This is a genomic window from Paenibacillus sp. LS1, assembly GCF_026013365.1.
GTDB lineage: Bacteria > Bacillota > Bacilli > Paenibacillales > Paenibacillaceae > Paenibacillus.
In genome coordinates this window covers 1-25,306 of sequence record NZ_JAPDOE010000004.1, presented here as the reverse complement: position 1 = coordinate 25,306, position 25,306 = coordinate 1, and the positions used below count along the sequence as shown (strand labels likewise).

23 protein-coding genes are annotated in these 25,306 nt (G+C 47.5%); 5 read left to right on the top strand and 18 right to left on the bottom strand.

Features of this window, described 5'->3' with window-relative positions:
* Positions 1–89: 89 nt before the first annotated feature.
* Positions 90–1,445, top strand: coding sequence for a helix-turn-helix transcriptional regulator (locus tag OM416_RS17335; protein WP_264931571.1), 1,356 nt, complete (start codon positions 90–92; stop codon positions 1,443–1,445).
* A complete protein-coding gene (locus OM416_RS17330; protein WP_264931569.1) occupies positions 1,393–2,229 on the top strand; it encodes a WYL domain-containing protein in 837 nt (278 codons plus the stop codon). Before OM416_RS17335 ends, OM416_RS17330 begins: the two co-directional genes overlap by 53 nt.
* A 179-nt stretch (positions 2,230–2,408) precedes the next feature.
* On the opposite strand, the gene OM416_RS17325 is transcribed toward OM416_RS17330, so the two are convergent.
* The 6 genes from OM416_RS17325 to OM416_RS17300 form a co-directional block, all read right to left on the bottom strand.
* Positions 2,409–2,912 carry a hypothetical protein gene (locus OM416_RS17325; protein WP_091034173.1) on the bottom strand — a complete coding sequence of 168 codons (504 nt, stop codon included), beginning with the start codon at positions 2,910–2,912 and terminating at the stop codon, positions 2,409–2,411.
* A 178-nt stretch (positions 2,913–3,090) separates the two neighbouring features.
* Positions 3,091–3,831, bottom strand: a complete 741-nt coding sequence (locus tag OM416_RS17320) for a hypothetical protein (RefSeq protein WP_264931564.1) — start codon at positions 3,829–3,831, stop codon at positions 3,091–3,093.
* Entirely contained in the window at positions 3,828–4,526 is a 699-nt protein-coding gene (locus OM416_RS17315; protein ID WP_062832916.1) for an ABC transporter ATP-binding protein, read from the bottom strand. Before OM416_RS17315 ends, OM416_RS17320 begins: the two co-directional genes overlap by 4 nt.
* Entirely contained in the window at positions 4,519–4,905 is a 387-nt protein-coding gene (locus OM416_RS17310) for a GntR family transcriptional regulator (protein WP_076331852.1), read from the bottom strand. The genes OM416_RS17315 and OM416_RS17310 overlap by 8 nt, the downstream gene beginning before the upstream one ends.
* Before the next feature lie 222 nt (positions 4,906–5,127).
* Positions 5,128–5,994, bottom strand: coding sequence for an aldo/keto reductase (locus tag OM416_RS17305; protein WP_264931556.1), 867 nt, complete (start codon positions 5,992–5,994; stop codon positions 5,128–5,130).
* A gap of 44 nt (positions 5,995–6,038) precedes the next feature.
* A complete protein-coding gene (locus OM416_RS17300; protein WP_264931554.1) occupies positions 6,039–6,596 on the bottom strand; it encodes an STM3941 family protein in 558 nt (185 codons plus the stop codon).
* 395 nt (positions 6,597–6,991) lie between these two features.
* Between OM416_RS17300 and OM416_RS17295 the strand changes: the two genes are divergently transcribed.
* A complete protein-coding gene (locus OM416_RS17295; RefSeq protein WP_264931552.1) occupies positions 6,992–9,007 on the top strand; it encodes an alpha/beta hydrolase family protein in 2,016 nt (671 codons plus the stop codon).
* Between the two features lie 130 nt (positions 9,008–9,137).
* Here the strand turns inward: OM416_RS17295 and OM416_RS17290 are convergent, their stop codons facing one another.
* The 12 genes from OM416_RS17290 to OM416_RS17235 form a co-directional block, all read right to left on the bottom strand.
* Positions 9,138–9,830, bottom strand: coding sequence for a copper amine oxidase N-terminal domain-containing protein (locus OM416_RS17290; protein WP_264931550.1), 693 nt, complete (start codon positions 9,828–9,830; stop codon positions 9,138–9,140).
* Between the two features lie 554 nt (positions 9,831–10,384).
* Positions 10,385–10,987 (bottom strand): ABC transporter ATP-binding protein, encoded by a 603-nt coding sequence (locus OM416_RS17285; protein WP_264931548.1) that lies wholly within the window; start codon positions 10,985–10,987, stop codon positions 10,385–10,387.
* A complete protein-coding gene (locus OM416_RS17280) occupies positions 10,977–11,933 on the bottom strand; it encodes an ABC transporter ATP-binding protein (RefSeq protein ID WP_264931546.1) in 957 nt (318 codons plus the stop codon). Before OM416_RS17280 ends, OM416_RS17285 begins: the two co-directional genes overlap by 11 nt.
* Positions 11,934–11,935: 2 nt before the next feature.
* A complete protein-coding gene (locus OM416_RS17275; protein WP_264931544.1) occupies positions 11,936–12,943 on the bottom strand; it encodes an ABC transporter permease in 1,008 nt (335 codons plus the stop codon).
* Positions 12,940–13,935: an ABC transporter permease gene (locus OM416_RS17270; protein ID WP_264931542.1), complete on the bottom strand. Its 996-nt coding sequence runs from the start codon at positions 13,933–13,935 to the stop codon at positions 12,940–12,942. Before OM416_RS17270 ends, OM416_RS17275 begins: the two co-directional genes overlap by 4 nt.
* Positions 13,936–13,977: 42 nt before the next feature.
* The gene (locus tag OM416_RS17265; protein WP_264931540.1) at positions 13,978–15,636 is read right to left on the bottom strand and encodes an ABC transporter substrate-binding protein; all 1,659 of its coding nucleotides are present in this window, start codon (positions 15,634–15,636) and stop codon (positions 13,978–13,980) included.
* A gap of 291 nt (positions 15,637–15,927) precedes the next feature.
* Positions 15,928–16,464, bottom strand: coding sequence for a nickel-responsive transcriptional regulator NikR (gene nikR, locus OM416_RS17260; protein WP_264931538.1), 537 nt, complete (start codon positions 16,462–16,464; stop codon positions 15,928–15,930).
* Positions 16,465–16,516: 52 nt separating this feature from the next.
* Complete coding sequence (locus tag OM416_RS17255) at positions 16,517–17,551, bottom strand: alpha/beta hydrolase (protein WP_264931536.1); 1,035 nt, start codon at positions 17,549–17,551, stop codon at positions 16,517–16,519.
* 71 nt (positions 17,552–17,622) lie between these two features.
* Positions 17,623–18,726, bottom strand: coding sequence for a hypothetical protein (locus tag OM416_RS17250; protein ID WP_264931534.1), 1,104 nt, complete (start codon positions 18,724–18,726; stop codon positions 17,623–17,625).
* Between the two features lie 285 nt (positions 18,727–19,011).
* Positions 19,012–21,039: a hypothetical protein gene (locus OM416_RS17245; RefSeq protein WP_264931532.1), complete on the bottom strand. Its 2,028-nt coding sequence runs from the start codon at positions 21,037–21,039 to the stop codon at positions 19,012–19,014.
* Positions 21,014–21,916, bottom strand: a complete 903-nt coding sequence (locus tag OM416_RS17240) for an ABC transporter ATP-binding protein (RefSeq protein WP_062837373.1) — start codon at positions 21,914–21,916, stop codon at positions 21,014–21,016. Before OM416_RS17240 ends, OM416_RS17245 begins: the two co-directional genes overlap by 26 nt.
* Positions 21,909–22,298: a GntR family transcriptional regulator gene (locus tag OM416_RS17235; RefSeq protein WP_264931528.1), complete on the bottom strand. Its 390-nt coding sequence runs from the start codon at positions 22,296–22,298 to the stop codon at positions 21,909–21,911. Before OM416_RS17235 ends, OM416_RS17240 begins: the two co-directional genes overlap by 8 nt.
* Positions 22,299–23,338: 1,040 nt before the next feature.
* Between OM416_RS17235 and OM416_RS17230 the strand changes: the two genes are divergently transcribed.
* Together OM416_RS17230 and OM416_RS17225 are read left to right on the top strand one after the other, a co-directional pair.
* The gene (locus tag OM416_RS17230) at positions 23,339–24,244 is read left to right on the top strand and encodes a futalosine hydrolase (RefSeq protein ID WP_319951917.1); all 906 of its coding nucleotides are present in this window, start codon (positions 23,339–23,341) and stop codon (positions 24,242–24,244) included.
* The gene (locus OM416_RS17225) at positions 24,241–25,083 is read left to right on the top strand and encodes a 1,4-dihydroxy-6-naphthoate synthase (protein WP_264931526.1); all 843 of its coding nucleotides are present in this window, start codon (positions 24,241–24,243) and stop codon (positions 25,081–25,083) included. Before OM416_RS17230 ends, OM416_RS17225 begins: the two co-directional genes overlap by 4 nt.
* Positions 25,084–25,306 lie beyond the last annotated feature (223 nt).

Here is a 25,306-nt window from a genome sequence, read left to right as displayed (position 1 = left end):
TTTCTGAAATGGAGTCAATCTTCATAAGTTTAAAATGAAACCTGCCACTCATCCTGCTACAATGAAGGGATAACAAGGAGTGAGTGTTCATGGCAAGAGAGAGCTTCGACAAAGAAATTCAGTTCTTACGCATGTTATCCCTAACAAGCGGTGCATATAACCGTAAACAGTATGCCGAGCGGCTTGGCATATCCGTACATACCTTTGATAAAACCAATCGCAGACTAAAAGAAATCATGCAGACCGTCACTGACCAGCGTTCAGGTGCCGAAGCAAGCCGGGAAATGGCCGATCTCGTCCGCTTCCAGTACGGAGAATCCGCTGAGCCCATGCTGCTCTTCCTCTTCCGCGCCAAGTCGATGAAAGAGACTGAAGTTCAGCGTCTTTCTGTCCTTTTGCATACCTTACAACATAAAGCACTGACCGCGATGGAACTGCTGGACGCCTGCTGCGCTGATCTGCCGGAAGAACTCGCGTTACCTGACGAGAAAACCATCCGTTCAGATCTGAAGTATCTGGAAGAAGTTGGAGTCATTCGGAAAGAGCCCGGTGGCAGACCGTATCGATATGCTTTGCAACAGGACGTCCTTACCGAATTGACAGTGGAGGAACAGCTGGAGTTATATGATTTTGTGGATATGATGGCGAACACCCAGGTTCCTTCCGTACAGGGATATTTATTGCGGGACAGTTTGAAAAAAGCCATTACGGCAAGTTTCCCGCAAGAAGAAGCTACCGAGCCCTATATTTATAAGTATCACTATTATTCTCGTATCCTGGACGAAGCTCATCTCTACACGCTGCTTAGTGCGATTCGTCAGCGCAAACGTGTGCAGTTCCTATACTATTCACCGAAAAAACCATCCAGCTACAGTTCACAGAATACGAATCCACGCTTTGAACGGGAAGCAGGCGGACGATCCAACCGGATCGTGCCCCTTGAAGTGATCTATGACCATCAGTATGGTCGTTGGTATGTGATTGGATATCAGGGCCGGCGCGGCTTTGTGAAATTTCGGATGGAAGGCATAACACAGTTGGAGGAACAGGATTCAGTAGAAGAGCAATACATGCTCGAGCTAAAGCAGCAGTGGACCGACATTAGTCGCTACAGTTGGCTCGTGGATACGGGGAATACCGTGACGGTTCAAGCTCGTTTTTTCCACCCGGAGCGTGGTCAGCGTAACTTCATTCTGGATCGGGTTCGTCTGCAAGGTCAATGGGGCAAGATTACACCCGAAACGGATCACACTTTTCTCTATGAAATCCAGGTCAACGGTACCACTGAGATCAAACCGTGGTTACGGAGTTTTGGCTCAAGCTGCGAAGTAATCGCACCTCAGAGACTACGCCAGGAGATGATCAAGGAATGGAAGGAGATTGGGGATTATTATGAACCTGTTCGAGAAGATGTTCAATTACCAGATGATGACGCGACTGAATGAAACCGGACTGTTCACCTGGACCTCACAGGAACGGGCCTGGCTTCGCATGATGCTGAATCACCCTGCTGCGAGAGAAGCGCTTAGCCCTGTAACGTTGGATAAGATGCACAAGATGCTGAATGGTGAGCAGGACCTGAACCTTCAGGATAACCTGACTGAAAAAGCCAAAAGCGAAGAAAATAGCGTATCCCACCCACTGCTTAGACAGTTACGGCTAATCATTCTACATCATCAGGGATTTCGCATGACGGGTCGCGTCCGCAATGGACGAACGAGCCATGATGAATTTGGCTTCCCATACAAACTGGAGTATTCCATGGTCAAAAAAGAATGGTACGTGCTCTGGTATGCGCCTCGCTTCGACAAGCTCATGTCCACCAAATTGCACAGCATCGTTACCGTGGAAGCCCAACCGGTTGATCCGGATACCTCTTCGGGCTACACTGCCCGAATTGCTGCGATAACGGAGAAACGTAAGACGACCATCACCATCGAAGTACTGCCCGAGTTCAATCAGGAGCTGTCCCGAATCCTCTATGCCTTCTCCTGCTTCGAAAAACAGGTTGAGTACCTGGAAGCCCAGCAGACGTATCGGATCGAGCTGACCGTTCCGCGGAATGAGATGGATTATGTCTTATCCAAGATGCGTTTTCTGGGCAAACGGGTTCGAATTGCTGACCACACGGTGCTGCGGGAGCGAATGTCCGAGACAGCTGCGAAGGCACTGGCCCGTTATGCGCAAAAAGATCCTGAAATGCATTCCGAACGCGCGAATGAAGTTTAGCACCGCCAACGCGAAGAGGAACCTTTTGCGAAAGCCGATGGTCATTGATGATGTAAGAGTGGGTTAACCATGCCTATTGATTAAAAGCAGACCCATATATACAAATAAGGTCTGGATGATATCATCCAGACCTTATTCTTCTATTCCTGTGAGACTATCTGTGAACCCATCATCCTGTACTACGTTGCTCCACCACTGCTAGCTGCCGAGTTCCGTCTTTTATTAATCGCATGCACACCCATGACCACTGCAATTAATTCATACGTGTCCAGTTGTTCCGACTGGTTGTCTAATACAAATGCGCCTGAACTAAACCATCCACTGGTACGACGGAAACTGGCTACGATGCGTCCACCACTGCCACTTATATCATATTCCTGCGAAAATGCTGGAGCAGACACATCATACGTTCCTCGTGATCCTGCGTCATATTCATACTTTTTGCTAAAGAAACTGAACCTCGCCCGTAATACACCCAGGTGTCTCCCATCTGCTGCCGTGATATCCCAACGATTCGTTAACATGCGAAATTTGCCGCTGCAGACCAATCCTGAGTTATCCGATACATCGAGCGAAGAGCCAAAGACACTTTTCAAATCCAGATGCCCGGCCTGTTCCTGGTTCGGATTCATAATCTCGGTGTAACCTGCGTTAAAAAAGTTATCCCTGAAATATAATTCCATAACGATTTCCCCTTTCCCTCAAGTGCCCTTTCGTTCTCTTAACCTCATCTCACACCCAGTGCACACTATATATTTATTTACGTATAATTAATGGAATTGGATTCAAAAAGTGGAACATTTCCGGATATAAAAAACGAGCAACCCTGGTTGCTCGCATCATGTTCAAGTTATCCTGTCATCAGACTTCAACTTTTTTGTTGTTCAGATAAATGGTAGCCCACACCAAGATGATCGCCACAATGACTTCAAATACAATGCTTCCCCACATGCCGTCCGACCATAATACACCATTGGCTGTGATTGCAATACCTGTACTTTCTTCCGTATACCGGAACATCTCATTTGGACTGAAGCGTCCAGTCGTAATCATATTCTCCAACCAGCCAAGCAGATTAACGAGGACAAAGAATGCAACGATTCCGATCCATGGTCCCGTTCTCCAACGGAAGCTGCCTGCAATCGAGATCGAAAGGAAGATGATGACGGTCATGAATACCATAACCCATGCGCCAAACAGCAACACACTAATATAATCCGAAACGTGCAGACCCGAAAGATCAATATTGCTAGCCATGTTCATTCTGAGCTTCATTGAAATATAGATGTAGGCATGAGTCGTAAAAATAATGACTAACCCCAACCCGCAAAGTAGTCCAAAGATCAAAGGAGACAACACATGTGACAGGCCCGTTACGGGTAAAAGACGGCGATTATAAGAGCGGATATTGGACGTGTATGTTTTGATCATTTTCACATAAATAGCCACACCAACTCCAACATAACCCATAATGCCAAGCACAATCCCTGTGACCTCAGACACGAAAAGGGAAAGCCCCACTTGAGCGATAATCAAAATAACTAGCCCAGCCAGCAGTGTATTCCAGTTCCTTCTAAAGTCATACTTCAATAATGTCATCATTCCGCATAGACCTCCTTGAACATCTCATCCACACTTTTTCCATATTTCAGCCGGAGCGTTTCCACTTCTTCCCGCATCACCAGTTCGCCCTCGCGAATAAAGACAACTTCATCAAAAATCCGTTCGATATCATTCACCAGATGCGTGGAGATGATCAGACTACTCTCTTCATCATAGAATTTGACGATCGCATCCAGAATCTTGCCTCGCGCAACCGGGTCTACTCCGCCAATCGGTTCATCCAGCAAATACAGACGAGCCTTACGAGAGAGCGCCAGTGTTAGTTGTAGTCGTTCATTCATCCCTTTCGACAGATGCCGTACCCGGTCACTCTCGACAAGGTTCATGAAGTCCAGCATCTCCCGCGCCTTCTCCTCATCAAAATCAGCATAGAAATCGCGATAGTACGCAATCGCATCCCGCACTCTCATCCACTTCTCGGTCAATGGGCGATCCGGCATGAATGAAACCAATGACTTCGTCTCCAGACCAACAGGCTTGCCTGTGACTTGAATCGTTCCACTGGTAGGATGCAGCAAACCTGCAACCAGCTTCATGAGCGTACTCTTGCCACTGCCGTTGCTACCCAGCAGACCTACGATTCGCCCTGGTGCAATATCCAATGTGATATTACTGAGCGCTTTCTTATTGCCATATGTCTTGTTAATCTGGTTCAGTTCAAGGATGTTACTCATGCGTTGTTCCTCCCTTTCCTTCCGCAACGGCATCGGCTACGATCGATAAGATATCCTGTTCTTCAATCCCCAGTTCCTGCATTCCGGTCAGAAAACGTTCCAGCAATTCACTGGCCATCTCTTTTTTGATCGTCATTATCTTCCGCTCCTCACTGGTTACGTATCTGCCCAAACCACGTTTGGTTTCGACCACTTCTTCCCGCTCAAGCTCCTGAAATGTCCGTTGTACTGTATTTGGATTGATCTGTAATTCAGCCGCGAGTTCACGAACCGAAGGAATTTTGTCACCTGCCTGAAGTGTCCCGGTTACAATCTGTCTCTTGATGTACTGCATGATCTGCAGGTAGATCGGTAAGTTGTTATCAAATTCCATAGTCACAAAGCTCTCGCTCCTCTCTGTACTGGTGTGTTAGTTACATAGTACACTAGTGATATAGCATTGTAAAGCCCAATTGTTAAAATTTAGATTCGCTCAATGGATGGGCAAGCTTCGGCTATTGATATCCATACAAAAAAGAGCAGATCGTGAAGATCTGCTCTGCATAACTTATTAATCGTATTGTTATCTTATTCATATGCTTATCCAATAAAAAAGAGCCAGCTACACGATATCTAGAGGTACCTTGCCTTTAGGCGCAGGGAATGCCTCATTCAACCGGGTCAGTTCCTCTTTTGTCAAAACGATGTTCACTGCTGCCGCATTGTCTGCCACATGATTCAGCTGTACCGCCTTGGGAATCGCCAGCACATCACCGTTCCTGATCACCCAGGCTAATGCGATCTGCGAAGTCGTAACTCCTCGACCCTGTGCAATATCCTGAATGACAGGATGCTCCAACAATTCACTTCGAAGTCTGCCACCCTGAGCCAGGGGACAATACGCCATGACCGGAACACGTCGTTCCCGCATCCAGGGAAGCAACTCATGTTCGATACCACGCGAGGCTGTATGGTACAACACCTGATTCACCATACATTGAGTACCCTCCGGCAGGCTCCATAACTCCTGCATATCCCTTGTATCCAGGTTCGATACGCCCCAACGCAGAATTTTACCGGATTGCTTCAATTGTTCCAAAGCCTGAACCGTCTCTTCAAGTGGCACTCCTCCGCGCCAATGGAGCAGATACAGATCCAGGCGATCTGTTCCTAAGCGCTTGAGACTTCGCTCACATGCTGTAATCATCTGCTTGCGATCCGCGTGATGGGGATACACTTTGGATACGAGAAAGACTTCGTCACGATAGCCCGATATAGCCTTTCCCGTAACAATTTCTGCCCCGCCTTCTGCATACATCTCCGCTGTATCAATTAGGGTCATTCCCTGTTCAATACCGGAACGCAGTGCCCGTACTTCTTCTTCCCGGCTGGATTGCTTCTCTCCCATGTTCCATGTGCCTTGTCCTATCGCAGGCAGGGCAGTTCCATCTGGAAGTAGAATCGTGCGAGTTGCATTACCATGCATCATCTATATTCCTCCATTCTGAAGACTCTATGGACAGTGTGATCTCTCTAATGACGACTATACGAATCATGAATCATGCTATCATTTACATGTCTCCAATGGCTCATCATCATGATATACAATTGATCCAGTGGCAACGTGAGGCTACTTTGGGCAACGCTGATGGTCGCATCGACCATATTGCTGTTGACCGTCATTAACTTGCGTTTCATCCCATTCTGGCGATCCAAAAAGGCTTTCTCATCCCGCAGTTTAACCCCGATCATTTTCTGTCCCATTAATTCATACATAAAAATATTCTCAACGTCTCTCCAGGCCACTGCTCCTCCTGCGGTATAAGAAGATGAATCCACAAACCCATCCTCATCGATGACAAAAGAAGGTTCCTTCTTAATCATCTTTACCAGACTGTAGCAGAAACATAGCCCGAAAAACAAAATGGAAAGAAAACCTATCACACCCGAAAGGATGGAATCATTCGTAACCGAGGAACCATCAAAAATCAAAAAAAATCCGGCTGCCACAAAAAGTGCCGCCCCTGCCGTAAGCCACGCCATTCGTTTTCGGTTTGGATATTCCACATGCTGCTCATAGGATGTGTTCAACGTGACGTTCCTCCTCCATTGCGACTGAATCATAAGTGTTATATATAAACGAAGTGCTATGAATCGAATACCTGAATATAGAACAGGAATTGCATTGTCCATTAAACCAAATTCACCCATGTTAAACATTTAGATTAAGACAATTTTTCATCATTTCTGCGGTTATTCAACATTAGGATTCGTCAACCTTCGAGCAAATCCTTTAACACACCTAAATGAATTGAACTAAAGAATTTTCACATGGGTCACTCCGATGACAGAACAACCTTCCGATCGCTGTTATAAAAGTCCCCCCTCCCACCCTTAGTCATATTGTCCTGTCCCTTGCTTTCCGTTAATATAAATGGAAAGGTTAGGAAATTAACCAATTCTAATTCATGGTGGGAGGACAAACAATGATGAGTCAGCGCGGCATCACATCGGAAGATCTTTATCAGATTACATGGGTTAACGATCCGACTCCGTCTCCTCAAGGCGGACAACTGGTATATGTAAGCCGGAAAACGAATGAAGCACGTGACGGTTATTGTTCTCACCTAAGACTGCTGCATCTGGGGAGTCAAAAGGACAGGCCCTTTACCTCTGGAGAGAAGGATCATTCCCCTGCCTGGTCGCCAGATGGGTCTCAGCTTGCTTTTATACGGGAGGTTGATGGTAAATCCCAAGTGTGGATCATCGCAACAGATGGCGGAGAAGCACGGCAAATCAGTCACCTGAAACATGGCGTCAGTTCCTTGCTCTGGTCACCAGATGGTCATACCTTACTTGTGAAATCATCCGTGGATATGAGCAGTCAAGAAGACATAGAAACTACAAATCCTAAAGTCGATGAACATAAACTACCGCAAGAACATGTTGTAGACCGGATTCGCATGAAGTCAGATGCCGGCGGATTATGGAACGGAAGACGTGCCCATCTTTTCACCATTCCATCGATCGACGCGGACGCGGAAGCAACCCCGGTAACTACAGGTCATTATGACGTTGGAGACTATGCCTGGTCACCGGACGGAACATCCATCGCATGGATCGCACAGATGCCCGAAGAAGGCGAGGAGCATAACGATTACACCCTGACCAATCATATTTACCTTGCCAAGGCAGACGGAACAGATGTGCAGCAGTTAACCCCGGAAGGATATACGTTCAGCCGACTGACTTTCGCACCGGATGGAAAATCCTTGGCACTGCTCGCCAGTGACCGTTCCTATGGAAATGCCACACTTGTGAAGCTGTACACCCTTCAGATATCAAGCGGTGAACTCGTATGTCTAAGCACCGATTGGGACGTGCAGCTAAATCACAGCATTGTTGGCGATATGCGTTCACATCTGACAACCACGGGGCCTGTATTCAGTCGGGATGGTTCATCCATCCTCTGTCTAGCGACGATCCATGGTAGCGTACGCATCGCCAAATTCGCACGAGACGGCAGCAGTGCCGACTATATATTGCCTGACGAACGGGAAATTTATCAATTTGCCGAGTTGGAAAATGGGCAAATTGTTGCCGCTGTTGCCGATACACGAAGTCCTGGTGACCTCTATCTATATAAACAACCGGCAGATTCCGGCATAAAGCCGATTCAACTCACTCGTAGCAATCCACAGCTTGAGGATGAGATCCACCTCAGTACACCAGAGACCTTCTGGTTAAATTCCTCAGATGGCCTGCGGCTGCAAGGATGGATTATGAAACCTCACGGCATGGTCGACGGGGTCAAAATCCCGACCATTCTGGAGATTCATGGTGGCCCGCACATGATGTATGGTTTTACATTTATGCACGAGTTCCAGATTCTCGCCGCACAAGGCTACGCTGTTGTATACATTAATCCACGCGGTGGCCTCGGATACGGGCAGCAGTTTGTAGACGCCTGTCGAGGAGATTACGGTGGTGGCGATTATCGCGATCTCATGGAGAGCGTGGATTATGCTCTGTCTCAATATGAGTTTATCGATGAATCCAGATTGGGCGTAACCGGGGGCAGTTATGGTGGCTTCATGACCAACTGGATTGTTGGACATACGGACCGCTTCAAGGCCGCTGTTACTCAGCGTTCCATCTCTAACTGGCTATCGTTCTACGGCGTAAGTGACATTGGATATTTCTTCACGGAAGACCAGATTGGCGGTAACGCATGGGAGGACACGGAAAAGCTGTGGAAACATTCTCCGCTCGCTTATGTCGGCAACATAAGCACTCCGCTGCTCATTTTACATGGCGAACAGGATCTGCGGTGTCCGATTGAACAGGCCGAGCAGTTATACATTGCGTTGAAACGGCGCAAGCAGACCACAAGGCTTGTTCGTTTCCCAGGTGCCAACCATGAGTTGTCTCGGGGAGGTCATCCTCACTTGAGGGTACGTCGTCTGGAGCATATTGCCGGATGGTTTAACGAGTACCTGTAACGGACTAATATTTAGACTATTAATTCAGAGTGTAGAATCATATAGGGATTTAACCCAAAAAGCCGCCCAAAGAAATCTGTTACGATTTCAACGGGCGGCTTTGGCTGTTCACTTTTTATAGAAGGGAAGATTACTCTTCGCCCCACACCACAGTGATTTCATTCAAATCCTTGTTGGTTGCAGACACCGAACCTGTGATGGTTACGGCATATTTACCATCTTCACGACCCACGATACTGAAGCCGTCTGCCTGTATATCCTGACTGTTTTGGCTCAAGTTTTTGGTCTGGTAGTAGTCTTTGTAGGATGTTCCAACCGTCAATAATGTTTCTTTGGTTGTGTACGTAAGCACTACTTTTTTATCATTGCCGCCCACATTACTCTCAATTAAGCTCGTTGCCTTGGCATCCTTTGGTAATGGGAAATCTACTGGCAGATACTTGGATTTCACGCCTGCAGCCTGTGTGTTCGTGCCTGTAGATGGCGATGTTGATCCGCTGTTGCCTGTGGATGTTGACCCACCTGAAGAGCTTGAAGAGCCAATGCTAACTTTATTGTTTTGGGAATCATACTTCACTTCGGTCTTCAACGCATCGGCAATCGAACGAACAGGCAGATATGTACTGCCTTGATACGTAATTGGCGCAAGCTTTTTGCCCTGGTCACCTGTCGGTATAAATTTCTGTCCGTTTACTTCGATGGCGAGCCCATGATTCAGATAAGCTTTGATCGTCTCCAGTTGTGTACCTGCATATACGCCTGCCGCCCCTGTCAAAACCATGCCGAACACACCCGCAGCAACCAACCACTTCTTGTTTTTCATCCCAATACGCCTCCTGAATTCAAATGTCAGCCTTTTTGCATCATACGATTCATGACGTTCGCTCGATTTATGCAAAACGCTCTTGTAATTATGCTCATCATGTATGGGTACGAGCTTATTCGGATAACAGCCCGTTGTTCCATCAAATGTTAGCAATATAATAGCATCTGGCAAGAGGATGTAAACGTTTAATGGATAAAACAGGACCAGGGGCGTACAAAAATAGTCTTTGTTGTATCTCCACTGTTCTCTGTCTCGTTAAGTTGTTCTTATATGAATAAAGTCACAAATTCCGGACCATACACATGATTTCACTCATGCACAACTATGCAACGTTCCATTCCTGAAGCAGGGCTTAACCTGTACAGTTCGTTGAAAATAAAGAGGGTGTCCCCGTAGTCATGTCCATGATTTTTGTTCATGTTTGACCACCGTGACACCCTTTTTAAATATGCATTTTTCAATTTGTATAAATCACTAGAACGCTTTCCTATCAGCAAAAAGTTGGATATAACTAATCCTGTTTCTCTATGCGCAGTATGGGGATCAGTATACTATGTTGTTGGCATCGGAATAATTCTGTCGCACAGCCTGTCCAACAAATCCCGATCATGGCTTATAATCAGCAATCCAAGATCACGCTCGCGAGCCACTCCCATCACGGTATACCAGATTTGTGCCTGAGTGATGGCATCCAGCATCGTCGTCATCTCATCTGCAATCACATAACGTGTCGCTGTACCGAGTGCTCGTGCCACACAGAAACGTTGCAGTTCTCCACCGGATAATTCACCCGGTCTGCGGTCCAGCCAGGTCTGCTGAATACCCAAAGCTTCGAGCAACCGCTCATCCTGCACAGCCGCCTCTTGAAGTACACGACGCATTCGCCAGCGTGGATTCACGGCTTTCTCCGGGTGCTGGAACACCAGCTGAACCGGACACACTCCCGTACGAGGAAGTGGTTTCCCATCCAGAAGTACTTGTCCTGCCGCCGGTTGGACGTATCCTGCAAGGATGCGCCCAAGACTTGTTTTTCCACAGCCACTTGGTCCCCACAAGCCAACGACTTCGCCTTGTTGTACCTGCATTTTCATATGCTGGAATACCCATGATTTCGGATCATAACGGTAGCTCACATCCCGTGCTTCAAGTGACATGGAAACACCTCACTTCTCCGCCCCGTATTTTACTAAGCTGAGGACGTTCGCTGGTACATGCTGAGGTTGCTGCGCTACATCGGGGAGCAAATGAACATCCTGCTGTAATCTCTTGACCCGCCAATGGCTGGGAGCCCGGGAGTGGCTGAAATCCGTTCTGCGGCAACGCATTCCAGAGGGCTTTCGTATACGGATGGCGCAAACGTTCCCCCGTTCCCGTAAAATCATCCACCTGCGCCGTCTCTACATTGGCACCCGCGTAAAATACAGCAATGCGATCGGCAGCCGTCAGGGCTGTCGTAACATCATGCGTAATCCACAGGATAGCTACGCCTTCATTCGCGAGCTCACGAAATTGCTTCATCGTCTCGGCCAGCACTTCCGGATGGATGCCTGGTGTCGGCTCATCTGCAATGATCATCTTCGGCTGACCGGAGGTCGCTGTCGCCATCAGCACTCGCCTTGCCATACCTCCGGACAACTCGAACGGGTATTTCCCAACTGTTCCCAGAGGTAGATGATACCGCTCGGTCAGCTCCTGCTCCGTCTTTTTCATATGGGATCGAGTTATGAAGCCGCGCTTTCGTCCTGAATTTCGGGTTACCGGCTGAACTTGCCTCCCCACCTTCATCAGCGGGTCCAAATAACTGACGGATTGTGGAATCAACATCAGTTCATCACCACGCAGATGAAGCTGCCGCTCTGGGGTCAAAGGCTCGCCACTATAGCTAATACGCCCCTCCAACCTGGCATTGGCAGGCAGAATGCCCATGATGGCCTGCGCCAACACACTTTTACCCGATCCGCTTGCGCCTACAACAGCCACGATCTCGCCCTCGTTTACGGAAAGATCCAGATTCTGAATAACATAAGTCTGTTCGTGCCCAAACCAGCCGCGAGCACGCCGAAATGACACCGATACTCCCTCAATATCAAGAAGAGTCATATTTACCTCACCTCCCTCGAACTACCTGTACCCGTCAACGTCTTCAGACTGTTGCCCAATACATCAAACGCACGAACAACCAGCAACAATGCCAGTCCCGGGAAAAAGGCGAGCCACCACATGCCAGCAGATAAATATCTCATCGATTCGGACAAAATAATTCCGATTGCCGGTTGCTGCGGGGACAACCCAAGCCCCAGAAACGTAATGGCTGCTTCATGCAGAATGGCATGGGGAAAGATTAGCAGTACGCCCACGAACAGTTGTGGAACCAGATGTGGCAGCATATGCTGCATGGCAATTCGTAACCTTGATTGGCCCAACTTGTGTGAAATCTGAATATATTCTGCGGATTTCAGTTGAATCATCTCCGCTCTTACAATCCGGGCCAGATTCGGCCAGTGCGTCAGCGCAATCGCTGTCGCCACTCCTGCCAAACCTCCACCGAATACAAAAGCCAGCATGACCAGCGATACCAGATGAGGCACACTGAGGAACAGGTCGATAATCCACGAGATCACCCGATCAGCAGCCTTGCTTGAAGCAGCGCCCAGTCCTAACAGCAGTGCGATCAGCCCACCACCACATGCAGCAAGTAATCCAACTTGAATGCTGGTTGCCAATCCTTTTAACGTGCGCTTGAACATATCTCTTCCGAGCCAATCTGTGCCGAATGGATGTGACCAGGCTGGAGCTAAATTCCGATCCATTAATGAAGTCAGCGTAGAACCAGCGGGAAGCAGTCTGCCTGTGAACCACACGATGACAATCCAGATCACGGCGAAACTGCCCCAGATCAAAGCCTTTTTTCGAGGATTGCGGACATGTTGGTTGCTGACACCCACATACCTTCTTCTCGTTTGACGCGTTTGTCCTGTTTCTTTTCCAGTTTCAGCTTGTAGTAATCCCTGATTAATGTTGTCCCTTGCCTCTTGAGTTGCAGTGTTCACTTTCTGTACTTCCACTGATTCTCCCGTCTGCTCGGAGGAGCGTTCTACCGTCTGCTTCATGACATCAGCTCCTCCTTCATCCGTGGATCAATCAAGCGATACAGAATGTCAGCCACCATATTACCTGTAAAAACAAAAATTGCACTGCACATCACAAGTCCAAGCAGCAGTGGAACATCTCCACGCAATCCAGCCTGAACCGTTGCCTGACCAAGGCCAGGGTATGAAAATACCTGTTCTGCAAGCACAGCCCCGCCGAACAGTTCACTGAACGAAGCAAACTGCAACGTGATGGCTGGCAGAACAACATGTCTGAACCCATGTCGACGGAACAGCTGAAATCCACGCTCACCCCGTGCTCTCGCGAACAGAATATAATCTGACTCTAGCACATCCGTAAGCTTCTGCCGGGTATGCAAAGCAATGGAAGCCACCCCAGTCAGGCTGAGGGTCAACGCTGGCAGAATCATATGAATAGCTCGATCTCCCCATGTGACCTGATCAGCTGACATCCCTGCGGGTACTCCAAGCCCAACCGGAAGCCATCCAAGCCACACACCAAATACCATCAGCAACAACAGCGCAATCCAGAATACTGGCGTGGAAGCCAACGTATAACAATACCAGCAGATCAGGCGATCCAGCTTCGAATCCCGTCTCATGGCAGCAACTACCCCAAGAGCGAACCCGAAGATACCGGATAATAGCCAGGCTACAGCCATAAGCGTGACAGAATTCATGAACCGTTCCTGAATAATATCTGCTACAGGTTGTCTGTAAATCATCGATGTTCCCAGATCTCCCTGAATCAGCGCTTGTCCCCAAGTGAGCAATCGTTCTGTAGGGGATTCATTCAATCCCCATCGTTCTTCGATAAGACTGCGCTGTTCGGCACTTACTCTAATCATGTCTCCACCAATATAGGCTTCGATCGGATCAACTGGAGAGAATTGCATTAATATAAAAGACAACACACTGACTCCGACCAATAAGGATACAAGTCGCAACATTTTAAAACCAACAAATCTGGCCCATCCATTCCTGCCTGTCATCCAATCTCTCCCCAATTCAGGCTAAAGCTACCGCTACGTTTCCTACTTTGTACTGTTATCCCAGGACCATTCCTCCAGATTGGTTGTCACCGGCCAGCCGTGACCATGGGGATGGATCTGCTGCTCGCCAATGTTCAGTCCATTCGTAACCAGGTACAGATGATCTATATTTACGAGCCATGCCCATGTCGCATCACCCTGATAACTGAAACCAGTTGTTCCATCCCATTCCGCTTTCTTCCAGAAGGGCAATGCCTCTTCTTCACTTGTTGCCTGAAGGGCTTTGCCCATCCAAGAATCCACGACAGGATTACTGTACAGTCCTACATTGTAATATCCTTCTCCCTTGTGAGTACTGCTATAGAGGTTATACGTCTCCAGAGGATCATGACTGCCCCACCCAAACAATACAGCGTTGGAGTAAGCCATCTTTTTCGTCTCTTCACGGCTTTTGCCTTCAACATTGATTTTAATTCCCGCCTGGGCAACCATATCCGCAGCAGCCAGTGCCAGAGATTGTCTTGTTAAATCACCTGCAAAATAAAGCAGATTGAATTCGGCCTTGACGCCGTTTTTCTCCATGATACCGTCACCGTCCGCATCCGCCCAGCCACCAGCGGCCAGAATTCGCTTCGCTTCTTCGAGATTGGCATCCGTAAATACAGCTTCCGCATTGCTCCAAGGCAGATCATCACTGACGGAATAAGCCGGACGACCGTACCCCTCCAGTACGCCCTCAACCAAAGCCTTACGATCAATCACGACATTCACCGCTTGGCGAATCGCCAGATCGGATGTCACATCATTCCCTGCGGGGAGACCATCGCCCGACTTGGCACCAGCAAGTTGCATGGGGAACATGATGCCCCGGTTATCTACGGTTTTCACGGCCTCTAATGTCATGCCATTCACCTGTTGTTTGCTAAACGCTGCCGGGATAGCAGCGATATCCACTGTACCTGCCTGTGCAGCGGCATAGGCGGCATCTTCATCCAGATAGAGGAAGGTGAGTTTGTGGAATGCAGACTTATTACCATAATATTCTTCATTCGCTTCCACGATGGCCTGTTGTCCTTTGTCCCACTGAACCAGCTTGTACGGTCCTGATCCGACCGGATGTTCTGCATAATCAGCACCATAGGCATGTTCAGGTACAATGCCAAGTGTCGTCAGCAGACTGATGAATGTGGACTGCGGCGACTTCAGTGTGAATACGACCGCTTGATCGTCGGGTGCCTGCACATCAGCAATATTGGTCAAATCAATCACGGACCCACTCTTGGCAGCTGTTTCAAATGTAAATTTCACATCCTCAGCCGTTAGAGGCTCCCCATCCGAAAACTTCACATCGTCCCGAAGCGTAATCGTCCAGGTCAGCCCATCTACACTAACTGAATATGCGGTAGCCAGATCGTTAACCAGTTGTAACTTGGCATCCCTCTTCAGCAAGGTACTCTGGAAAAGCGGTGACCCATATTGCCCCCATCCGGTTGTTGGATCAAACCCGCCTTCCGGCTCAGTGCCCACGGCTAATACCAATTCGTCTTTGGTTGAGGTTGTCCCCGGTTGTCCGTTCTCTACCGATGACGCTGCTGGCGCTGTCTCCTGTGCACAACCGGATAACCCAATAGAACATACAAGCAGGATCCCTAATCCTGTTCTAATATTTCGTTTTCCCCATCTCCATGAAAATCTGCCCATTCTCGTCGTTCCCCCTCTATTTTTTGTGCTACTCTGATTCATTTCGTGTTACTTTTTACGGAAATTGTAGCACAAAACACAAAACATATGTCAATAAAGTTAACTTCGAAACCCAAATATTTTCATATTTCAGAAATATATAATTGAAAATTTATATAACACAGCATTTGTACCGCTCTATAAAGTCAGGTATTATAACAAACGACAAAAAAAAACAGACGGTTGGCATCTAACCAAAGGTCTGTTTTTAGATTCGCTACATTTTTATAGAAATTACACTCGCATTTCGTCTTAATCCGCAGAGCGATGATGATGACTGTGACCATGCTGACCCGCACTGTGATTATGATCCACGCTTTGATCCGGATTGTGATTCTGGCCGCTACTCTGAGCATGGGCCAGTTTGTTGAGCTCATCTACATAAGTCACAGACAGCTCCGCATACAATACCCCTTTTTGCACCTGGATCTGTTGATGCAGATGACGCAATCGTCCCAGATTGCCTCGTACTGCAATTACCTCAAGGCATTGGTCATGGTTCAAGTGCACGTGCATATTGGAAATGATGTCATGATGCGCCTCATGCTGCAGCTCCATCAAACGAATGGGAAGATCACTGATATGGTGATCGTAGACCATTACAATGGTGCCGGCCACATCCTGATCAGATTGCAGCGCAGAGGGTTGCAGTAATGTTTTGCGAACAAGATCACGGAAGGCCTCAGATCGGTTTTTGTACCCCTTTTCCTCAATATACTGGTCAAACTGCTCAATCAAAGGTGTAGGAAACGCCACCCCGAACCGGGTCAAATCTTCTTTGTCTGCCATGCTTCTCCTCCTGCGCCCTCATTTGCTTCGAGTGTACCACAGACTTGTCTGCTCATCGACTATACTGTTGCAAAAAGCGTACTGCCGAATGCATCGCCTGTTGTCCAGCTTCACTCTCCAGATCAAATTGATAATCATGTCCCAACTTCTCTGATGAGTTCGAGAAAAACAAGGTTTCCGCATCGACATCAAGTCGCTTCAAGACTTGTGCCAGTTCAATCGATTGACTAGTCAACGGGTCATCATTGCCTGAGGTAATAAATGCAGGCGGATACTTTGCTGTGGCCTGAAACACGGTCGACATTTCATCCAGACGCGGGTACTCTTCAAATGTTTTGACTCCGGTATATGACCAGAGAAATGTCCGTATGAGCGGAAATCCCGTTTCCGCTACCGTGCTGAGATTGTAAGGTCCACAGAATAGAAGCACCCCGCGTAACTCTTCCGGCTGGGTGACTGGCGTTATATTCACTAGCTTGGCGAGGGATGGATTGGTCACCACGGCCGCGGTCTGACTTGCAATCTGGGCACCTGCCGAATTGCCTGCGAGAAATATGTTTTTCGGGTCACCCTGAAATTCACTGGCATGGTTCTTCACGTAAGTCAAAGCCTGATTCGTCTGAACCACGGGAGTGGGATATTTCGTATCCGGTGCGAGCGCATAATTCATACTGACAACAACGTAGCCCTGTTTGGCTAATTGTACGGCATAATCTGTGATGTCCGCTTTGTCTCCCAAGACCCATCCACCACCATGAATCCACAGCACGACAGGCAAAGGTTCTGATGTTACGGAAGGATAATAGATATCCATTGTACTGTCATTACGACCTTCGTCTGCATAGGGCACATCCGCAACACGAGTTACTCCTTCGGAGATAACAGCTTCGTTACTGTTCTTGTCTGCACTGGCAAGTTCAAAGCCTGATTTCAGTAAAAATATCGTGATTTTCGGTGTTAGTTGAGCACCGATTCCAACAAAACCTGTAATCAAGACTAGTACTAGAATGGGAATCCAGTACCTTTTACGTTTAAAACCTGTTCTCCCCGCCCTTTTCGTTTCCAACTTCGACTGCAACAGCTCCACCTCGTTCCCTCATCATAGAAGCGTCTTTACATCTAAAGTGGTGTACGTTGCGGAGTGAACCGGGTTTCCTCTTATTTGGGTCTCTTAGCGATTTCCTGTCTGACTTTCACGTATGTAAAGGATACTTTTTGCTCCAGTGTGTGGATATTTTGTTTCGAGCCTGCCCACTTTTCTGTTGCAGAAGCCAATGCGTTCAATGAGCTGAGTACACGTGACGTTTGACCTTGCTTTGTACTCTGTTTGAACTGTTGTAGGGCGTTTGAATAGCGTTCTTTCGCCAGGATCGCCTGTTTTTTCGCGGTTTGAATCTGTTTCTTCACTGGATCGGCCCCCGCCAGAATAGCTCGCAAACGTTTTACTTCCGTGGTCTTCCGTTTACGTGCTTCGGCAAGCTCCTTTTTCTTGATCCGAATGTCTTCTCTGGCAAGCTGTACAACGGGTCTTAATGTGTCGGCCTGCGTACGAATCGCTACACTCCATTCCTTATTTTTGATGGCTTTGGCTGCATCCAGCTGTCTATTGACTGAACTATAGAGGGCGAATAGCGGTTCATATCGGGCTTGGGTTTGCTTTACCTTTTCAGCTAGAGCTGCGATCTTAGCGTCGTCAGTTTGTCTTATTTCTACACGCAATCGTTCCAATTCCGTGGTATTGGTGGCATGAAGTGCCTTTATTTTTTGTTCCCAAGCTTGCTCTTGTGTCTTCCAGCTCCCCACTTTCTCGTACGCTCGTTGTAGGGTTAATTTAGTCTGTGCATCTGCCTTGTTCAGAACGGAATCCCAAGCTTTCTGCGCGGTTACGCCAAGATCTATACCCGCTGCCTCGGCTGTGGAAGCAAAATAAATTGTGCCTGCGCTGAACAGAATTACAAGCCCTATAAGTAGACGTGTTCCGAAAATAAGACGAGCGAACGATGGCAATTGACCACGTTGGACGTTACTTTGTTCCATCATGTGACTATGGCTACCTGTTATTGGAGGAGGAAATAGAATGTCACTCGTCTCCATTAAAGCTATATCTTCTGTAGCTATATCTTCGATATACTTTCGACCCTTCGTTCCTTCCAATAATCCGTGATGTTCAATGAAGTTATGTGAGCTTGATCGTTCCAATAGGGAACAACATGCCATTACCTCCTGTTCATTCATCGTTTCCTTCCACGCTTCTGTATGCATCCGTCCCTACACCCTTTCTTCTAAAATATTTAGCAGAATCGCAACAAAATAAGCGAACGACAAAAAAGCACCCGCAAGTCAGGCATTTGCCTGCTCTTACGGGTGCTTCCCTCATAAGCCGTTCCATATGAGATTCGATTGAACGAGTCGCTCGAACCTTTCCTTTTTCTAATATATTCCATTCATTGGATCTGGTCAAGTATATCTGGTCTCACTGGTTAAATAAAACTTTCAATCAACGGGAGAACCCTTCCCGCATTTAATCAACAACGTATACAGCTCAACTTATTGATTGACCAAAATAGCTTTCATTCCCTCGGTTAGATCTTCTTCTTTTAGCATCATATAGATGTTCTCGCCACGAGTTACATTCAACTTGATCTGGTAGATGGTATCTTTCTCTGTTTTATAACCAGACCGTTGACGTTTGAGCAAATCGCTAATGATTTCTTTGTTTTGGGTTGCGACCTGCTTCTTGATGCTTAGACTCCCATCGATATATTCTGGCTGCGGATTCGCCCACTGAAGAAAACCCGGACTGTTGATCTCCTGCTTCGCAAACTGTGCGGAGATAATCTCGTCTGCTTGGACAAGCAACTGATCGTATAATTTGTTCTCCTTCAGCCAAGCCAATACCCGATCATAGCTAGGTTTGATCTCAAAGTTCCACATCTCCCTCGGTTGAGATGGATCTTTCGAAGTAGAGTCCTGATTCATCTCCGCGTAAGCAAACGACTGCCACGGCGAGCGCTGTTCTTCATAGGTCTGGTCCAAGATGTCCTGTTTCAAGAGTTCCTTGAATTCACGGACTTGCTCCGGATTGCTAATGTACACCTTTCGGTATGAACTAGTGGAAGAGCGAATGCCAAAACTTAGTGCATCCTCTTCCAGCTTATACGTTTCAAAGGCGACTCTTTTGTAATCCTGGGACTGTTTCAGAGCCATTAATTCCTGATGGAATTCGGCTTCTGGAATATAGTATTTACGTTTCATCACCTTGCCGTTATCCAGCTTGTAGTTAATAAATACATACTCATCATTACGCATACCTGGATTGATTGGATCATTCAGTATAGGAAGATCGGAATCCACAATTTTTTGATGAAGAGCGATAACTGCCCCCATATATTCCGGATCATTGGAATAGAGGTGACCGTCATCCATCTTCTGATTGACACCGTTACTATAGATATAACGCTCCCCACCAAGCTTGATGCTGTTCACTTTGTTCAGTTCAGGCACTCGGGCAGCGTATCCATTCCAGTCGGCAATAGGGATGTACAATACCAAACCCGCGACGATACCATACAGAATCAGCTTGGGCAGCAGCCTGCTGCTCCAGATCAGCCATGTTTTGCGAATAATCATCTCGGCAACGATATAACCTACAATTCCACCAAGAACATATCCGAAGATTCCCCATCCGGCTGATCCTCTTGGAGCAATAATCGTGAAGTAAGCTCCGCCAATCAGAACCAACGTAAACATTAAACCAAATCGGAATATAGGTTTCACAAGAATAAACGTAACTGCTTGCGTAGCAGATTCAACCTGTCTTCTCGCATAGAGCACATAAGTCAGAGGAATAAACAGGATTGCGAATATCGAATAGATTATAAGTTCTCCATTAGTGATAGGAGCATAACTGATTGAAGCCATGCGAAGAACAAGTGACATTTCTTCCGCATTACGTCCTAATTCATCGTACGGATATCCAAGCAAATAATGCTGGAGATGAAGTGACATAATGAACCATACAACAACAGGTAACAAGAGGAGCGCGTACACGGTAAGCCCCTGCAACACAGATTGCCCGATGCACATGCCGACCGCCACAGTAAGCATGAACATAAATAGCGAGTAGATGCTCATGCTCAAGCCCCACATCCAGATCGTGCTGCCATCGAACAGAAAAGCAGGTTGATCCAGTACTGCCCATACCCAGCCGGTAATTGCAGTTGTAATCCAGATTGGAAGCAAAATCATGGCATATCCGGTCAACAAGTTAACCGTTAATAGATGTTTACGACGTAACGGCAAACTATGGAACAGATCAGACGGTGCACCGGACTGAATATACCGAAACAGAAAGATGCCAGCCGCTACGGGCAATGTAATGGCGAACAGAATCTGCACTTCACCATTAGCTTGAAACAGACTTGTAATCTGCTGTGGCGCGTCCCTGTATTCGGTAGCGATATATAACGGTAACGAGAATAACAATGTGATGAGATATAAAATGCCTATCCATCCATGCTGTCTGAAATTTTGGATCAGGATGCCCCGGTTACAGAACAATCGGTTGAATATCATACCCTGCGTCCTCCATTTCATAGATAAAGATTTCTTCCAGTGTTAGTGGCAATACATCCAGCAGATACGGATCATGTACACGGAATTGATCAGTTACCTGTTGTCGGTTGCCTTTGACAATGTACAGGGATACGCTTCCCCGCTTCTCTTCATGTAAAATATCAACTTGCTCATCCATGGCTTTGGCATGGTCCGGGTGGCGAAAAGCGACCTGAATTTTATGCGTATCCGCCTTCAGATCATCGAGATCCTTCTCTACAATAATTCGGCCTTTGTGCATAATCGCCACATGGTCACACAGATCTTCAATCTCACGCAAGTTGTGCGAGGAGATGACAATGGTTACCTGACGCTCAGCAGCTTCCTGGAACAGCAGGTTTTTAATCTGCTGGCGCATGACCGGGTCGAGACCGTCAATCGGCTCATCCATCAGCAGCACTTCAGGCATACAACTAAGTCCCAGCCATACGGCTGCCTGACGGCGCATGCCTTTGGACATGCGATGCAGCTTGCGTTTTACATCCAGTTTGAACACGGTCGCCAGTTGCTTGAACCGCTCCTCATTCCAGCGCGGATAGACAGAACGATAAAATGTAGCCATTTGCGTAATTGAAGATTGCGGGAAAAAGTAGGGCGAATCGGCCATAAAAATCGTGCGGCCCTTGAGATCCATATTTTCATAAATTTCAGTATCCTCGATACGAACAGTCCCGCTGTCCTGACGGTAAATGCCAGCCATCATTTTGAGCAGCGAAGTCTTGCCTGCCCCGTTGGAACCGAGCAAACCATAGATCGATCCCTTATGTATGTGCATCGTTACGCCATCCACTGCCTTTTCCTGTTCAAACGCTTTGACGACTTGATTCAGCTCAATCATGAGGCTCCTCCTTCTCTATACGGGCCATCGCTTCCTCAAACAAAAGCGTCATATCCGCCTTGGTCAAACCGGAATACGAAGCTTCTGCAATCAACTTCACCAGAGACTCTCTGATCTCATCTCTCATGGCTTCATTCGGATGTTCCACTGACGATGATACGAAGCTCCCTTTTCCCTGCAAAGAATAAATGTAACCTTCACGTTCAAGCTCACGATACGCTTTCTGAATCGTATTTGGATTCACGGTTAGCTGCGTGGATAACGCACGAACGGAAGGAAGCTGCTCGTTGGGCTTTAGAATACCGTATACGATCATTTCTTTGACTTTGTCCACCAGTTGCTCGTAGATCGCCTTACGACTGCGTACATCTAATTCGAACATCCCGCACCTCCTTTCTGTGAATGTGTGAAATAACCTATCGGTTTAAATGACTGTATCTGAGGTGTATGTGTAGTTATCTGGGTGTAAAAAAGATACAACCTAAGCTGTACTGCTGTAGAGTCTTACATATTCAACTCTTAGGTGTATTAACTGTACTACTATTATTAATACAGTTAAATCAAATTGTCAACTGTTGACTTTGACTTCTTTTTTTATTGGGAGTACGTTAAGAAAGAGATATCATATGGTTTAAATGACATATGTAGTTTTAGAAAGCAGGTTCATTCCGGCTTAGGACGCGGCACGATCAGGGTCGCGTTCACATGAAGTGAGGCAAAACGGCTATCTGAAGCGATATGGCTAGATGCAGTTGCTTGAAGTGATGTGGCTATCCGAACCTTTGTTTTACCGCTTTTGACAGAATTACATGCAAAGGTTGTTCAGGTCTTTCCCCTTCCGTTATGATGGAGATGAAGTGTTCGACAATCACTTTATATGCACAAATGAGCTACTATGTAGGGATCGACTGTAGACTGTTTGGCTTGTTGGTGAAAAACCGATGGCTGATATATGATTAGTGCTGATTGGGTAGGGACAGTCTTTAGCCTTTTTAATTGTTACTCTGTTCATTTCGTTTGGAGTGCAAGCTCTTACTGTCCTCACTGAGCATACATATTGCATATTTGTCTTTCAAAGAATGGACACGGACATGAGAAAGCACTTAGGAATTGATATTCTACATATAGAACATTTTTAATTTTATTTCTGAAATCATCTATATGTAGTGTTTCATTTTCCTGGATGGATATAGTATCTTTTTAGAAAAAGTGTCCACTCTTTGAAGGACAAAATGAAGATAAATGTCCTTTTTTAGTGGACAAATATATACCCGAATTCCATTTATGTAAGCTGAACTATACATTTACACGAAAATATAGAAGTAAGTAATAACCCTAAGAAGTGTAACTAGAAGCTTGCTGTAAGAAAGATACTATGGAGGCATATGTTACACTTCTAATACCTCATAAGGAGAATCCGAGATGAATGAACATAGACAGGATAAAGATCAGGATAATAAACCAAACGCATCATTCGAAAATAGTGGACACCACGGGGATTTAACCGGGGAAACGACCACTTCAGATATAAGTCTGGTCCAAACAAATTCATCACAACGTGTGTTAATTGTAACCGCGGTTGATGCGGAAAAAGATGCTGTCCTCCGCGGTTTGGGAGACACGGCCGCGGAACGATTTGACGTCATCGCTGCTGGCGTTGGCCCAGCCTCAGCCGCAGCAGGCACTGCCGCTACATTGGCATATGCCGTAGCGGCTGCAAGCACAAGTGCGTTGGCGCAGGTTTCCACCGCGCCAAGCGAATCCGATGTGGCACAGACATCTGCCACATCTTCAAGGCCGGGGCCCCTTGCCGGGGCCGGAAGTTCACCAGCCTACATGCTGGTGATCAGTGCCGGCATCGGCGGCGGGTTCCCCGGCCGGGCAGACGTCGGCTCCCTCGTGGTAGCCGACGCCATGGTTGCTGCCGATCTGGGCTCGCAGACGCCAGACGGCTTCCTTAGTGTGGACGAGCTCGGATTCGGCTCGTCCATTGTGGCGGCGGACGCGGAGCTTGCCGCTCGCCTGCGCCATGAGCTGCAGCGGGCCGGGCTCGCTGTCAGCGGAGGCACTGCGGTCACCGTGTCCACGGCGACCGGAACAGCGGAGACGGCCGCGGAGCTATTGCGCCGCGTGCCGGATGCCGCCGCCGAAGGCATGGAAGGCTTCGGCGTGGCAACAGCTGCCCAACAGTTCGGCGTGCCAGCACTCGAACTGCGGGCCATATCTAACTCGGTCGGTCCACGCGACCGCGACGCTTGGCGCATCAAGGACGCCCTCGATGCGCTCCAGGCTGCAAGTTCCATTTTACGGGAGGTTATTACATCATGAAAATTGCATTTTCCCCTTGTCCAAATGATACATTTATCTTTCACGCGTGGGTGCATGGGTTGATCCCGGGCGCACCTGAGCTGGATGTCCGTTATGCTGATATTGATATTACCAATGGTCTGGCGGCAAATCCGGATGGACCAGATACACCTGAAGTGATGAAAATATCTTATGCAGCACTGCCATACGTGCTATCTGACTATGCTCTGCTTCCCGCTGGAGGCGCACTCGGCAGAGGATGCGGTCCACTGGTTCTGACCGCAAATGGCACCACCGATCCCAGCTATCTCTCTGGACGACGGGTTGCTGTGCCAAGTGAACGCTCTACAGCATATATGTTGTTCCGTCTGTGGGCAGCGCAAAATGTTCCTGGGGGCGTAGGCGAAATTGTTGTCATGCCATTTGACCAGATTATGCCTGCTGTTCGTGACGGAAAAATCGATGCCGGACTTGTCATCCATGAAGCACGCTTCACATACCAGAACTATGACCTCAAATTGATGACAGATCTCGGTAACTGGTGGGAAAGTGATACGGGTCTGCCAATCCCGCTTGGAGCGATTATCGCACGTCGCAATATGGATGCTCATGCCCTCGCCGGATGGGCACGCGCCTCCGTTGAATATGCCTGGACGCACCCGGATGAGTCAAGAGCATACGTTATGGAACATGCCCAAGAAATGGACCCTGACGTAGCTGCACAGCATATCGGCCTTTACGTTAACGAGTTCAGCGCTAATCTGGGCGATGATGGTTACGGTGCAATCACTGCACTGCTTGGTCGTGCCATGAAAGAAGGACTCGTTCCCGAGTTCGACCTTGATCTGTTGCGAATCTAACAAAGTTTTTATTTGAGATACATTTATTCGTTGTATATCTAACGAACCCAACACATCTTATTTAGCCGAATATTGGTGTATGAGAATTCTAACGAATCTCAGACACCTTATTCGGCTAAATCTCGTTCAAATTGCCGATAAACTCTCACACTCAAGCACAATAACGATTCTACGATTCGTTAGAAATTGGTGAGTGCGGATTTTCGGCTAATAGCGTGCGCTC

What these genes read in the sequence shown, in the direction of transcription:
- OM416_RS17335 (WP_264931571.1), top strand. Translation starts at nt 90, where the DNA reads ATGGCAAGAGAGAGCTTCGACAAAGAAATTCAGTTCTTACGCATGTTA.
- OM416_RS17330 (WP_264931569.1), top strand. Translation starts at nt 1,393, where the DNA reads ATGAACCTGTTCGAGAAGATGTTCAATTACCAGATGATGACGCGACTG.
- OM416_RS17325 (WP_091034173.1), bottom strand. Translation starts at nt 2,912, where the DNA reads ATGGAATTATATTTCAGGGATAACTTTTTTAACGCAGGTTACACCGAG.
- OM416_RS17320 (WP_264931564.1), bottom strand. Translation starts at nt 3,831, where the DNA reads ATGATGACATTATTGAAGTATGACTTTAGAAGGAACTGGAATACACTG.
- OM416_RS17315 (WP_062832916.1), bottom strand. Translation starts at nt 4,526, where the DNA reads ATGAGTAACATCCTTGAACTGAACCAGATTAACAAGACATATGGCAAT.
- OM416_RS17305 (WP_264931556.1), bottom strand. Translation starts at nt 5,994, where the DNA reads ATGATGCATGGTAATGCAACTCGCACGATTCTACTTCCAGATGGAACT.
- OM416_RS17295 (WP_264931552.1), top strand. Translation starts at nt 6,992, where the DNA reads ATGATGAGTCAGCGCGGCATCACATCGGAAGATCTTTATCAGATTACA.
- OM416_RS17290 (WP_264931550.1), bottom strand. Translation starts at nt 9,830, where the DNA reads ATGAAAAACAAGAAGTGGTTGGTTGCTGCGGGTGTGTTCGGCATGGTT.
- OM416_RS17285 (WP_264931548.1), bottom strand. Translation starts at nt 10,987, where the DNA reads ATGTCACTTGAAGCACGGGATGTGAGCTACCGTTATGATCCGAAATCA.
- OM416_RS17280 (WP_264931546.1), bottom strand. Translation starts at nt 11,933, where the DNA reads ATGACTCTTCTTGATATTGAGGGAGTATCGGTGTCATTTCGGCGTGCT.
- OM416_RS17275 (WP_264931544.1), bottom strand. Translation starts at nt 12,943, where the DNA reads ATGAAGCAGACGGTAGAACGCTCCTCCGAGCAGACGGGAGAATCAGTG.
- OM416_RS17270 (WP_264931542.1), bottom strand. Translation starts at nt 13,935, where the DNA reads ATGACAGGCAGGAATGGATGGGCCAGATTTGTTGGTTTTAAAATGTTG.
- OM416_RS17265 (WP_264931540.1), bottom strand. Translation starts at nt 15,636, where the DNA reads ATGGGCAGATTTTCATGGAGATGGGGAAAACGAAATATTAGAACAGGA.
- nikR (WP_264931538.1), bottom strand. Translation starts at nt 16,464, where the DNA reads ATGGCAGACAAAGAAGATTTGACCCGGTTCGGGGTGGCGTTTCCTACA.
- OM416_RS17250 (WP_264931534.1), bottom strand. Translation starts at nt 18,726, where the DNA reads ATGCATACAGAAGCGTGGAAGGAAACGATGAATGAACAGGAGGTAATG.
- OM416_RS17245 (WP_264931532.1), bottom strand. Translation starts at nt 21,039, where the DNA reads ATGATATTCAACCGATTGTTCTGTAACCGGGGCATCCTGATCCAAAAT.
- OM416_RS17240 (WP_062837373.1), bottom strand. Translation starts at nt 21,916, where the DNA reads ATGATTGAGCTGAATCAAGTCGTCAAAGCGTTTGAACAGGAAAAGGCA.
- OM416_RS17235 (WP_264931528.1), bottom strand. Translation starts at nt 22,298, where the DNA reads ATGTTCGAATTAGATGTACGCAGTCGTAAGGCGATCTACGAGCAACTG.
- OM416_RS17230 (WP_319951917.1), top strand. Translation starts at nt 23,339, where the DNA reads ATGAATGAACATAGACAGGATAAAGATCAGGATAATAAACCAAACGCA.
- OM416_RS17225 (WP_264931526.1), top strand. Translation starts at nt 24,241, where the DNA reads ATGAAAATTGCATTTTCCCCTTGTCCAAATGATACATTTATCTTTCAC.